The 12,859-nt window shown below is 57.6% G+C and carries 11 protein-coding genes; 1 reads left to right on the forward strand and 10 read right to left on the reverse strand.

The genetic code is table 11. The features are described from left to right. Window positions 1-19: 19 nt before the first annotated feature. From AAFM31_RS10025 to AAFM31_RS10070, 10 genes are all read right to left on the reverse strand, one after another. On the reverse strand, window positions 20-919 hold the full coding sequence (locus tag AAFM31_RS10025) for an acyltransferase (protein ID WP_341707780.1): 900 nt from the start codon (window positions 917-919) through the stop codon (window positions 20-22). A 48-nt stretch (window positions 920-967) separates the two neighbouring features. After that, window positions 968-2,293, reverse strand: coding sequence for a nucleotide sugar dehydrogenase (locus tag AAFM31_RS10030; RefSeq protein WP_341707781.1), 1,326 nt, complete (start codon window positions 2,291-2,293; stop codon window positions 968-970). Window positions 2,294-2,394: 101 nt separating this feature from the next. Next, window positions 2,395-3,171, reverse strand: a complete 777-nt coding sequence (locus AAFM31_RS10035; RefSeq protein WP_341707782.1) for a class II glutamine amidotransferase — start codon at window positions 3,169-3,171, stop codon at window positions 2,395-2,397. 104 nt (window positions 3,172-3,275) lie between these two features. Next, window positions 3,276-3,797 carry a GspH/FimT family pseudopilin gene (locus tag AAFM31_RS10040; protein ID WP_341707783.1) on the reverse strand — a complete coding sequence of 174 codons (522 nt, stop codon included), beginning with the start codon at window positions 3,795-3,797 and terminating at the stop codon, window positions 3,276-3,278. Then, window positions 3,794-6,892, reverse strand: coding sequence for a PilC/PilY family type IV pilus protein (locus tag AAFM31_RS10045; RefSeq protein ID WP_341707784.1), 3,099 nt, complete (start codon window positions 6,890-6,892; stop codon window positions 3,794-3,796). Before AAFM31_RS10045 ends, AAFM31_RS10040 begins: the two co-directional genes overlap by 4 nt. 20 nt (window positions 6,893-6,912) lie before the next feature. After that, window positions 6,913-7,395 carry a hypothetical protein gene (locus tag AAFM31_RS10050; protein WP_341707785.1) on the reverse strand — a complete coding sequence of 161 codons (483 nt, stop codon included), beginning with the start codon at window positions 7,393-7,395 and terminating at the stop codon, window positions 6,913-6,915. Window positions 7,396-7,406: 11 nt separating this feature from the next. After that, a complete protein-coding gene (locus AAFM31_RS10055) occupies window positions 7,407-8,543 on the reverse strand; it encodes a PilW family protein (RefSeq protein WP_341707786.1) in 1,137 nt (378 codons plus the stop codon). Window positions 8,544-8,551: 8 nt separating this feature from the next. Beyond that, complete coding sequence (locus AAFM31_RS10060) at window positions 8,552-9,109, reverse strand: prepilin-type N-terminal cleavage/methylation domain-containing protein (protein WP_341707787.1); 558 nt, start codon at window positions 9,107-9,109, stop codon at window positions 8,552-8,554. A gap of 5 nt (window positions 9,110-9,114) precedes the next feature. Further along, window positions 9,115-9,501, reverse strand: a complete 387-nt coding sequence (locus AAFM31_RS10065; RefSeq protein ID WP_341707788.1) for a type IV pilin protein — start codon at window positions 9,499-9,501, stop codon at window positions 9,115-9,117. Between the two features lie 211 nt (window positions 9,502-9,712). Continuing rightward, a complete protein-coding gene (locus AAFM31_RS10070) occupies window positions 9,713-10,828 on the reverse strand; it encodes a DUF2855 family protein (protein WP_341707789.1) in 1,116 nt (371 codons plus the stop codon). A 429-nt stretch (window positions 10,829-11,257) separates the two neighbouring features. On the opposite strand from AAFM31_RS10070, the gene AAFM31_RS10075 reads away from it, so the two are divergent. Next, window positions 11,258-12,856: a wax ester/triacylglycerol synthase family O-acyltransferase gene (locus tag AAFM31_RS10075; protein WP_341707790.1), complete on the forward strand. Its 1,599-nt coding sequence runs from the start codon at window positions 11,258-11,260 to the stop codon at window positions 12,854-12,856. The last annotated feature ends 3 nt before the right edge of the window (window positions 12,857-12,859 follow it).

A 12,859-nucleotide genomic window follows, 5' to 3' on the forward strand; every position in this document is an offset into this window, starting at 1 on the left:
TATACTCGGGGCTGGGTACTCAGGCAGATGGCTGATTTGTGCAGCGTTTCCTTAGTGGGCCTCTGGCTAGCGGGCCAGACGAGACGCTGTCTGAGGTCGTTGATATGCCGAAAAGGCATGCGGCTGCACCGAGCGTGGGCAGCAGGCTTACCCAGTCGGGGTAGCGCGTGCCTTCTTCGATCCACAAGGCACTGGCAACGATCAACGTGGTACCAGTTAACAACTGTATCGCTTTGGCACGGGCGCTAATTTCTGAAAGCTGTCCGGCTAGATGCCAAACGAGTGCCCCTGCACCGAACTGCCAAATGCGCGATGGCATCAGGTAGAACGCTTGGGTTGGGTGGCGACTGGCAAGCCACATGCACAAGGCGAAACTGAACAGGGTGATTGCGCTTAGAAAGACAATTCGGTGTTTGCTGGCCAAGCTGCAAGCAAAAACGATCAATAGAGGCCAGATCAGATAAAACTGTTCTTCCACGCCGAGCGACCACGTGTGTAAAAACGCATTTACGAGAGACGTGCTCTCAAAATAGTTTTGCTCGGCAAAAATGAAGTAAAAATTGCTGACCCACGCTGCTGCGCTTGCTGCTGCTGACGCTTGAGCCGGGTGTTCGGTCGTCGGGGCGAAAATATAAATCGCTGCAGCAGTGGCGCCGAGCATGACCAGCAGGGCTGGGAGTAATCGCTTTAGCCTACGTGCATAAAATCGGGAGAAGTTCAGTTTCCCAGTGTTGTTTATCTCCGTGACGAGAAGGCCCGTAATTAAATAGCCTGATATCACAAAAAAGACGTCAACACCGATAAACCCTCCGTGCAGGAAGGGCAGGTTTGCATGGGCTGCTAGTACCAGCAATATCGCGATAGCCCTGAGGCCTTGGATGCTCGGGTTGTATGCGAGCTTTCCTGACGGGTATGTCACGGTGCAGTCCTTGCGCGGCATTGAGCTGCTATTTGGGAAATTGTAGGATTACGCGCTGACGACGTTTTTGCCATGCATTCGCCCCCGGGTATCCACAAGCAACTTCGCATGGGTTGTCAGCGCTTGGTAATCAAACGCATCGTGGTCGGTGGCGATGATCAGGCAATCGTAGCTCGAGATGTTATCTGGCGTCAGTTCGACCGAGTGTAGGTCGAAGTGGTAGTCGCGTTTACGAGGGAACGTCGGGACGTGCGGATCGGCGTAGGCCACGATGGCACCCTTGTCTTGCAGCAGAGACATGATCTCGACTGCAGGTGACTCGCGGGTGTCGTCGATGTTCTTTTTGTACGCGAGGCCCAGCACCAGAATTCTGCTGCCTTTGACGGCCTTGGCGCGCTCGTTGAGTGCGTCCGCGACCTTCTGGACTACCCAGTGCGGCATGTAGTGGTTGATCTCACCTGCCAGTTCGATAAAGCGGGTGTTGATACCGTATTCCTTGGCCTTCCAGGTCAGATAGAACGGGTCGATGGGAATGCAGTGGCCGCCGAGGCCTGGGCCCGGGGTGTAGGGCACGAAGCCAAAGGGTTTGGTGGCCGCGGCGCGTATGACTTCGTGAATGTCGATGTCCATGCGGTCGGCGACAATTTTCATTTCGTTTACCAGGCCGATATTGACCGCGCGGTGGATGTTCTCGAGCAGCTTGGTCATTTCCGCTGCGCGGGTATTGCTTACCGGTACCATCCGTTCGATGGCTTTCTCGTACAGTGCTGTACCAAGCTGTAGGCAGGTTTCGGTGACTCCACCAATCACTTTGGGGATCTGCGCGGTGGTGAAGTGGGCATTACCCGGGTCTTCTCGTTCGGGGGAGTAGACCAGCGCGCAGTTGGTGCCGGGAGTAAAACCACATTGTTTGAGTCGCGGGGCCAGCAGCTCGTCGGTGGTGCCGGGCCAGGTAGTACTTTCCAGGCTCATCAGTTGCCCGGCGCGAAAGTGCGGCAGGATGCTGTCTACCGTGTCGGTAACGTAGCTGAGGTCGGGCTGGTGGTGTTCATCAAGCGGAGTCGGGACGCAGATGATCTGGGCGTCGACTTCTGTTGTGCGAGAAAAGTCAGTCGTTGCACTAAAGCCAGCGGCGCGCGCTCGTTCGATGTCAGATGACGTGATGCGTTCGATGTAACTGCCGCCGCGGTTCAGGGTTTCAACCTTGAGCGGGTCAATGTCGAACCCTAATACGCGTATGCCGACTTCGGCGAAGCGCAGTGCGAGTGGCAGTCCTACGTAGCCCAGTCCGTATATGCCGATGACACACTGGCCCGAGGTGATGCGTTCGGACAGATCAGCCAGTGAGTTGGTGCTCGTTGACGGGGCGGGCATGAGGAGCTGTCCTTAAAGTCCTGTATTCAGAGCGCGATCATTGCAAATGCCGGGGGCAGGGGCAAGGTGGGTTTGCGCGGCTGTGCGCTGCATCACCCGGATTAGCTGAGCTGCCCGTGCAGCACGGTTTCACCCTTGCACCACAGCCGCCACTCTCCCTGCTGGTACGCCGCCCACTCTTCATTGCTGGTTAGCGGCTCTGTGGCTATCACTGTCACCACGTCATTGGCTGTCGTGTGTTGTTGAAAGTCCACCTCCAGTTCCAGGTCACTGAGCTGGGCCGGTCCGAACGGCGCGCGGCGGGTGATCCAATGCAGTTTGCTGGTACAGAGCGTAAACAGCCATTCGCCGTTGCTGATCATCAGGTTGCATACACCCAACTTGCTCAGTGGAGCGCAGCACTCGCTGAGGTTCTGAGCGAGTTCATTGAGGCTTGGTGGGGCGTCGTAGTGGCTAGCCAGTGTGTTGAGCAGGTGGCAGAAGATGCGTTCGCTGTCGGTGTCGCCTACGGCGGTGTAAGGGCCTGTAGAAGGGGTGAAGCCGGCCAGTTGACCGTTATGGGCAAATGCCCAGTATTGGCCCCAGAGTTCGCGGGTGAACGGATGGGTATTGGCCAAACTCACGCCACCTACATTGGCCTGGCGAATGTGGCAGATGACGTTTTCGGATTTGATCGGGTATTGCTCGATCAGTCTGGCGATGGCTGAGCTGTGGCAGGGGCTGGAGTCGTGGAAGCAGCGCAGGCCCTTGCCTTCGTAGAATGCGACGCCCCAGCCGTCTTTGTGTGGGCCGATCTCGCCGCCGCGGCGCATCAGGCCGGCGAAGCTGAAGCAGATATCAGTGGGGACGTTGGCGCTCATGCCAAGCAACTCGCACATGCTGGGTTCCTGAATTTCTCGGTATGCGGTGATGATAGCGTGCAGTGGGGGTGAAACGAAAACGACCAGCGCGAGGGCTGGTCGTTGTCAAAACGGCTTTGCCGTCAGCTGCAGGTACCGGTGGTGGTGCGGGTAACCGATGGTCTGCCGGTAGCGCTGATCGAAACCAGGCGCTCTTGCGAACCGACGCTGGGAGTAGCGCGGCAGATGACAAAGCTGGCTGCTGTTGAGCCTACACCGCTCGGTTCAAAGGTCAGGGTGGTGCTGGCGGTATTGACCTTGTAGCCGTCAGGCACGGAGCCCTCGGCGTGAACGACGGTGTTGTCGCTGCTGATGACAATCCAGCCATCCTCCCAAGCGCCGCTACAGCTGGTGCCATTGTCTGAGGCGCACAGGCGTGTTGCCGAGTTGCGTTTGATTGCCTCGGAGCGAGCAAGCATGGCTGCGGCCGAGAGATTGTTGGCTGTCGCGCGCAGTTTGCTGTTGAGGGTGGTGTTGACGAACGAGGGCAGGGCAATGGTGAGCAATACCGCCGCCACTGTGATCGTGACCATCAGCTCGATCAACGTGAACCCCCGGCTGCGGTTAGCAGCCGGGTTTGGGTGTGGGGAAGTGAGTACGCTCATTCTTCCAGGTTCCAGTAGATCCGGCTCTTAGGTACGGAGGTCGTGCCGGGTGTTACCGGTTCTCGGCCCGCCAACGGTGAGTCGGGGTCGCCACCGATGATGAACGGGACGGTGGTGCCGTCGTCCAGTACCACCATGCCTGCTACCGGTGAGGGCGGCAGGCCGCCGCCGGGGATTTCTTCGCCACGGGTATCGTTGGCTGCTTCTGCGTTCTCGTAGGCAACGTTGTACACCCGCGCTGTGCCCAGATTGTTGGAACATTCACCTGGTTCCGGCGGTGTTGGCTGGTTGGTACTGAAAGTGGTGATACCAAACACAGTGATTGCCGAGGTGACGACCTGCTCTCCCTCGTTCAGGGCCAGATACCAGCCTTTCTTGCTGGCCAGCGCCTCTGCGCTGGGGTCGGCGTCGGTATCGATGGTGGTCAGTGAGCTAAGGCAGAGCATGTTGGCACCGCAGGTTGCTGCTTCAGCGGTCAGCCAGTTCGCGTCGCTCGGGCGGTCTTGCAGCATGAAGAAGTAGTTGCTGACTTCCGAGGCATCGCCCAGTGGCTTCTCGCGGTCGCCAGAGCCGAGCAGCAGATAGTAGGTGTTGTTGTCGAACACCACGTCCGGGGCATAGAGGAACTTACGGTTCTTGCCGTCGCATGTACTGGTTGCTGTGTCGCAGCCCAGCGATGCGATCTTGGTGAGCGCCCAGTCGTCCGGGCTGGTGATGCCGATAGCGGCGCCACTGGGACCAGAGAGGCGATAGACGTTGCCGCCCATGTCGGCGGTGTAGGCGTACATCAGCATGCCATTGCTGTTGTTGACTGGGGTGATGTCCGCCACGATGCCGCGGGTCGTTTCGAAGGAGGTGATCACGGCGCCCGTGTCTGCGTCCATGACGTACAGCGCGTTGCCCTTATCTGCGGAGGTGCAGGTATGGGGGAAGCTGTCTTCGCAAGCGTCGTAGCCACCGCTGACCAGCAGCATTGGGCTGTCTCCGCCGTCATAGCCTGATGCCTTGACAACGGTGGGTGCCGCCCAAGTTTGGCCGAGATCTTCCAGGCCGCTGTCGCAACTGCCGTTCAGGCAGCCCTTGCGCCATTTCAGTATCGGATCTTCGGGGTCGATCACGTCAAAGGCGTAGATGGACTCGCCGCCACGACGCATCGAGGCGAAAATCCAGGCTTCGCTGAGCTGCGTGTCCGCAGGGTCATCCTTTGCCTGGTAGGCAACGATCGGGCCATCAAAGCCGTAGTTCTTGCGATTGCCTTCCTCTTCGATCTCCAGGCCGGGATAGTAGATCTGCTGCGTGTTGTCGCGCAGACGCTTGATGTGAGGGTAGAACTCTTGAGGCAAGAAGGCCCAGCGCTCGTCGCCGCCGTCCCGGTCACCGTTGACTGCGCGTAGCAGGCCATCGTTGGCGCCGTAGAACACGGTGACATCCGGGCTGGCGTCGGTGCCGAAGTTGATAGCAACCGGGCGCGAGTGAACGACGTCGGCGTGAACCGAAGGACGCATCGCCGTGAGGCTGGTGATGAAATTGTCCAGCTCGTTTTCATCATCGGCGTTGTTATTGAACCCCCTGATCCAATCAAGGAGCAGGCTGCGTTCGGCGTCGCTGCTTGCCTCAAGGTCGTCCGTGCTGACCGACGTGTTGGTCAGCGCAAGCATGTTGTTGTCGGTATCGGTCGCAGTTGTATTTTCAATGTAAAGTGTGCGGTCGGCTGGGTTGGTAGCGCGGGTCTTGTAGCCCTGGCCACCCTTTTCGACCATGTTACCGTCCGGAGTGTTGGATGAGCCGGTAACCCCGTTGGCGGCGGCGGTCAGGCACTGCTGATCGCTGATGTCTGCCCAGTAGGTGTCTGCTGTTGTTGGTGTCCAGTAGCTGCGGGCACACTCGGCAATGAAACCAGTAGAGCTGTTGATCGCGGATGCGCCTGCAGCGTCGAGGGTTTCAAGCACGTCACTGCCAGCCGGATAACCAAGACGGTACTGCTTCAGGTTACCGTCCCAGCGCGGCAGAGCATTTTGAGCAGGGCGGAACATACCGACAAATACCTGGTTGAGGTAGGTGCCCTGGGTGTTGACGCTGACGGGCAAACTCACTGACGCATATACGCTGTTGACCGATTGAATCTCGGACAAAATGGTATTCAATGCATCTGCGATCTCGCCGCCGCCGTCTGCGCTGCTGACGGCAAAGTACTTGCCGCCACCGACATTGGCCATGCTTTGCAGTACTGCGGTCCAGTTGGGGCCCTGGCCGTTGGTATCCGGGTTGATGTCGATGGTGTAGGTGTTGATGCCGAGCACGCTGTCTTTCATGAAGCGTGTCCACTCATCAATCGGGTTGTCCTGTAGGCCGGCCGGGGAAAGCGGGATGGTGGTGGTGTTGCCGCCGGCAGTCGCTAGTTGGCTGCGTGCTTCGGTCTTGACGCTATTATTGTCGGTTGACGGGCCGTTGCTCAGGTAGATGATAAAGTTGCGAGCGCAGGAGCCATCCACTAGAGGGCTGTTGTACTCGTCATCGCTGCTGAAGCTGTCGAGCGCGTTGTTTGGCAATGCCCACACCGCGCGTGACGGCCCAAACAGCCCAGGGCTTTTCTTCGGGTCAGCGAGATTGTTGCCGGTGTAATCAGTCTTTTCTTTGTGGTCGCCGGCGTAGGGCTCGTTACCCATGTAGTAGTGCCAGGCTTCGGCCATCACCAGACTGCCGATGGCACCGTTGCCCTTGTCTGCGCCCTCGTCCAGACCGTTGATCAGATCTGCGTAGAGTGGCTGGGTGGTGCTGTTCATCGTGCGGATAGCTGCCCGTACATATCCGCCGGTCACGTTGTTGTTCGGGTTGCCGGTTTCATTGAAGAGCATGATGCCGACCCGGAACTTGTTTTCCGGCATGCCGTTGAACGTGTTTGCCAGCGCCGCCTTCAGGTTGACGAAGGAGGTATTCCAGTTCGCGGTGTTGTCGACGACGAACAACACATTTGGCAAGTCGTCAGCCGAGTCTGGTGGGACACCCACGAACAAGTCGATGTCTTCTGCCTGAGTAGGTAGGCTGAGGCAGAGCAGGGCACTGACGAGCCACCCTTTAATTGCGCGCGTTTTCATGGCGATCTCCAGGCTCTTACTCAGGAGCAAAGGTTGATTTTTTGTGCGTCACTAAGGCGTACAAGAACCCCTTGGCGCATTGTCACGTTGGTACCGGTCGCTGCGTCGTTCACGGTTGCCTGAATATCCCAGAGCGTATCCCAGGTTTTGTCGGACATGACGCCGAGAGTGACGCTGCTGGCGGACGCCGATTCGGCCAAGGTGTAGCTGACGCATTGCGGTTCGGCGACATTCACTGTGTAGTCGGCCGTGCCGTTGTTATTCATGTCTACGTCGATTTCCTGAGCCGTTGGGCTAGTGGCGAAAGCGGAGCTGATGACCAGCTCGATGGCGCTGTTGGCAGCTGCCGTCGCTTCCTCACGCATCTGCATGTTGTTGACGGCCTTTAAGTTGGTTGTGCTGAGGGTGAACGCACTGCTGACCATGAGTGTCAGCAAAACGAGCATGACCAATGCCACAAGAAGGGTTGCGCCACGCTGGGATTCTGAACCAATGCGTTTCATGCGGAAGCTCCTCAAGGTGTGGTTTCGTCGACGGGAGTTTCAGGGTCTGTTTCGTCGCCGCCGCCGGAGCCGCTGCCCGGAGGGACTTCTCGGCGACCGGAAATGTTGTGGAAGCGCACGTTAGAGCTGAATACGTGACGCTTGAAGTTGTCGTTAGCGGCAGCTATCGAGAATGGCCCAAGCTGGTAGGCCTTGGTGTCGGTGTAGCCTGGGCTGCTTTGTGTGCTGCGAACCAGAACGTAAATGTTGGCATTTACGACGTTAACCAGATTGTCGATGTCGCAACCGCTGGCGCAGTCGTCGGTTGTATTCAGATAGTCGTCAGGTACACCGTCCCCGCGTTCGCCAGTGAGATAGTTGACGGTCTTGTCATTGAGCGCGTTATAGGTATCGATGCCGAGTTCGGCACGCATTGACTCAACGCCTGCGATGAGCGCTTGTGGGGTGGTGAACTGCACGGTACCGCCGCTGCTCTCCAGCGTGGAACGCATCAACGTCGGGACACCGCCCTCATTCTTTATGTAGTAGATATGCGATACAAAGCGGCGCTTGTTGGCCAGTACGCTGGCGTCGCAGTCCCGCTGGCGCAGGTTGAATGTATCAGTGCCTGTGCGGCCGAGGATATAGCGGTTGGCGTCTGAGCTGCAGCGCGATACCTGCAGATACAGCTCTCCGGCGGTATCGGCTTCGCAGCCTGTGCTGCCAGCCACGCATGTGTCTGCGTGCCGGGTAACAATGAGGTCGGTGTTAGCGACTTTGTCTGTGATCACGGTCTCGCAACCCGCAGGCACCCCCGAGTAGATTTGTACCGGAGTCGCAAACAGTGAGTCGATGTAGGCAGCATTCCAGGTGCCGTAGCTCTGGCACGGTGCGGGTGCGGCTGCGGGAGTGGCGCCGCCGGTTGCTGATGGGTCGTCGTAATCGGGTATGTAGCCATCCCAGAAGCCCGCGTGCATCAAATCAAGCTGCAGCAGTTGAATTGAAAATCGGCCGTTCTCAATCTGTTCGTTGGTTTTGGCGAGTTCGTCGTTAGTGCGGCCAATATCGAGAAACAGACGCAGCACCGCGGCAAAAATCAGCAGACTGATGGTGATCGCCACCATCAGCTCGATAAGGCTGAAACCCTGTTGTCTGGTCAGTTTTTTCATAATCAGGCTCATGGTTCCAGATTTCCGATTCGCACCACTGTTGTTACGGTGCGGCGACACAGGTCTCCGGCACAGGCTGCGGTGTCGTTGTAGGCGTTCAATCCGCAGCTAACGCTGGCTGGAGGTGCTTGCAGAGGAATGAGGCCCTGCCAGGCGACAGTCACCATATAAGTGTCCGATCCCAGATCTTCGACGCAGCCGCGGCCGCCGATCATGGCGCCGACTTCGCTGGTGCCGATGGTTTCTGCAGCCCCTCTCAGCGCCTGGCACCAGGCGTTAAGATCGATGCTGCTGCGGGTGGTGCTGGCAGCCGGACAGGCTGCACCAACACCTATGGCTGCGGTGACGTAGTCCGCTGCAGCATTGCGGTTGGCCATGATCCGGTTGGACATGTCATTCAGCAGGATCAGCGCTTGGGCGCGCTGGTAGGATTCGACTTCTGATTGCTGTAGGCGAGATTGCAGGCCGGCCAGACCGAGGAGGCCAACCAGCAGGATGACCACGGTGACCAGCAGCTCGATCATGGTCAGTCCGTTTTGACTCTGTCGATATTTACCGTCAGTCATGGGGCTCACCATTTGTCTGCTGGGGTTTTTACGCCCTGGTGATTCAGCGTCAGTGTCACGTCGCTGGCTTGTGAGCCCTTGGGCGTGAACGTAATGGTAAAGCTGGGGACCGTGCCTGTGCCGACGGTAATGTCCCAGTTGTATTTGTTGGCGAGGTCGCTATCGAGTGAGAAGCCGGAGGCTGTGACCGTGGCCTTGTTGGCGTAAGCCCGGTTGGCCATGAGAAATTGCTGTTCACGATTGGCGATATCCAACATCACCGACTGCGCTGCCGCGCGGTCTGAGCGAATGATGTACTGGCGATAGCTTGGATAAGCAATCGCAGCGAGGATCGCGACGATGACGACGGTAATCATCACCTCAATCAGTGTGAAGCCTTTTACTGCTTTCATGAGCCTGCATGCTCCAAACACGGGTACTGTTTGATTCCCGTCCTACATCCTTGCAGGAATGGTTACCACGCATTATTAACTTCGGGCTCATCCTGAGCCTCGATGCTGTGTCCTTCCATTGGCCCAAATTATGGTGTGCAGGGCTCATATATGCTAGCGAAGGGGTGCACATTTTCGCTCAAACGGATAATAAATGCAGCTGAGCGGCATGCTACTTGCTATGCGTTCTCATTATCATTCCCGTTTCTGGCTTGATTAGCCCGTTCAGGGTATCGAGGTAAGTTTGCAGCATCGCTTCGGTACCTTCTATGGTCTTGATCTCAATCCAGCTATTGACCGATTTGGCTAGTGGCGCCCACAGGTTAGCAAATCGCCCCATCAACTCTGCTGTTCCCAGCTCCTTATTGCGCTTGGCCCAGTAGCCGGGCGCGAAGAACACCTCCGGCTTGGCGCCGGGCAGGTTTTTTTCGCCTTTACGTTGGTCCCAGTGCGCTGCTCCTACCAGGGAGCTGTACTTCAGGTTCTTGTCCAGCTGCTGATGGAGTGCAGCAAGCACCGTGCCATTGCCCGCGAAGTCGATCAATACGCTTGGTACGTCCGAGTCGAGCTGATCCAACTGGTCATAGGCAATGGTATGATCGTAATAGCCGAGTCCGCTGACAAACTCGGCGTTGCCTTCGGAGGTCAGTGCGACGATGCGTTGCGGTGTGCTGTTTCGACTTTGGCGCTGATGGCTGAGCATGAAGGCGAGTCCCAAAGCCGTTTTGCTTGAGGCGCTGGTGAGAATGATTTGCTCGGCGTCAAAGTAATTATTGTCGTAGAGAAAATCGTCGAGCAGAAACGAGGTCAGCAGCAGGGGACGCAGCAGCATCTGCAGCGCTTCCAGCTCGGGCTTGTATGCGGGGTCGGCGGCGGTGAACTGATACTGGTTGTAGGCCAGCGCCAAGTGGCTGCGGTGTGGAGCCAAATCGGTGAAGCTGCTGGCGGTGATGTCGCCCGGTTGCACGCGCAGTTGTTCAGTCATCGGGAGATAGCCGTAGACGCGCGTGCCTTCCTTTATATCCGGGTGGCGACTGGCGCTCACATCAGCAAAGCCCCAGACCGGCACTTGGCCCCATGGCTCTTGCGCGGGGAAAAAGTCCCAATAGCCAAGCCGTTCTCCCAGCGTTGCGTAGGTGATGTTGTTGGCGGTGAAGGCGAAATGGTCGATCTCGAGCAATACCTCGCCGTCTTGCAGGTCTACGGCGGTTAGACGGGGTACGGGGCGCGCTGCGCATTTGTGGATATCGTTTTTGTTCACCATCAGGCTAATGCATTGGGCTGTCATGTCGTGCTCCTGGAGTTTCGCTGATGGAGCCTAGCTTGCCGTGAGTGGCGAGCAAGTTCGCCATTCAGTTATCCGATAAATGTTGCCTTATAACAGGGCACGAGATGGCGTCGGCGCTCATCGTGCTTTTGTGTGGTGCATTTTTCAGCTATGCCTCGTTTTCGTGTCCTTTGTTTTCTGCTTTTCTAGAAGGTGTCTGCCTTAAGGCTTTATTTATCGGTGGTCTGGTTTGTTTCGACTTGTTGGTTTCTCTGTGACCTATTGGTCACAAATTTGCATTATCATGTTGTGGATCAAATAAAACCTTTTTTTATTTGTATATAAAAACGGGGCGATTTTATTTTTTGATTCGCTTGTTGGTGCTCCGGTTCAAGACCTGACTTGTGCAGTACGTGGCGCATACACCCAATCGGTATGAGGACCTCTACCATGAAACAGCTGACCCCGATGGACTCCCACTTCTTTTACTTTGAGGCGCCAAACCAGCCAATGATGATTGGCAGCCTCTGGCTCTGTGATCAGAGCACTGCACCCGGTGGGTTGGTGCGGCACAAGGACATCCTGCAGTACGTATCGGACCGGTTGAACACGACGTCCTATTTCCGTCGTCGCCTGGAGAAGGCGCCCTTTCAGCTCGACGATCCGTACTGGTTGGACGACGAGAACTTCGACCTGGAGTACCACGTTCGCCATGTTGGCCTGCCGCAGCCTGGCGACTGGCGACAGCTGTGCATTTTCACTGCGCGCACCATGTCGCGCAGCGTCGATATGGAGCGGGCGCCCTGGGAGATCTACATCATCGAAGGGGTCAACAACGTCGAGGGCATTCCGCCGAACAGCTTTGCGGTATTGATTCGCTTCCACCATGCCTATGTTGACGGCAAGGCCAGTCTGGAATTGACAACAGCGATGATGGAAGAAACCGCTGACCACGAATATGGCCGGCGTGATCGGGTGGAAGTGGCCGAGCGAGCGCCGACGCGGTTGGAGATGTGGTCGCGTACCACGCCGCGGATGATGGGCCAGGCTTGGCGCAGCATGCGTGCGGGGCTGACTGCGGGGCGCAAGAGCATCGAATTGGTCAAGCGCCTGCGCGATGATGCCAAGCCGGAGCAGCGACGGGTTCCGCGGACCATCTTCAATGTGCATGTTTCTCCACACCGGGCCTATGGTGCGGTGACCTGGAATATTCCCGAACTGAAGCGCATGCGTCAGCTCTGCCCCGGCTCGACCCTCAATGATGTGGTGATCTCGATCATTGCCGGTGGCATGCGCCGTTATCTGTCGCACCATAACCAGCTGCCTAACGAGTCCCTGGTTTCGATGTGCCCGGTGTCGGTCCGACCAACCGAGGCAATGAAGGATTGCGGCAATCTGATTTCGGCCATGTTTATCGGCATCGGTACCGATATTGGTGACGCCCGCGATCGCCTTGCAGCGGTACGCCGTCGTACCGCTCGGGGTGTGCCGCTGGCCCGTGATGTTCTTTGTGATCTCAATAATGCGGTCGGCGACATGGTGCCGCCTTATGTTCGCGCGCTGGGTGCGTGGCTGCAGAATAAATCGAGGATGGCGGGCGCGGTGCCGCTGGTGAATACGCTAATCACCAATGTGCCGGGCATTCCTGGTCTGGTACCCCGTTATTTTGCTGGCGCTCGCATTGTCAACGTCTTTCCGCTGGCGCCGGTCAGCGATGGGATGGGCATCAGCCATTGCCTCACCGGCATCTACGACGACCTGAACGTGGGCGTGCTGGCAGATCGCAATATCGTCTCTGATATGGACTTCTATATCAGCTGCATTCAGGAATCCACCGAGGAGTACCGCACGCTGCTGGCCGAGCTGGAAAAGAGCACGGCAGCATCGACCCCTGCACGCATTGAGGCGCCGCAGCCGGCAACCAATGATGAGGCCACCGCGGAGAAAGCGTCACCGGCGCCCGCTGGAGCGCGCAAGAAGGCTGCAGCCAAGACCGCTGAGCCTGCCGAGGCCGAGGGCAAGCAGGCGAGATCGGTCGGGGCTGCCTGAGGT

It is taken from the genome of Halopseudomonas sp. (assembly GCF_038130085.1).
In the GTDB taxonomy this organism is placed as follows: Bacteria; Pseudomonadota; Gammaproteobacteria; order Pseudomonadales; family Pseudomonadaceae; genus Halopseudomonas.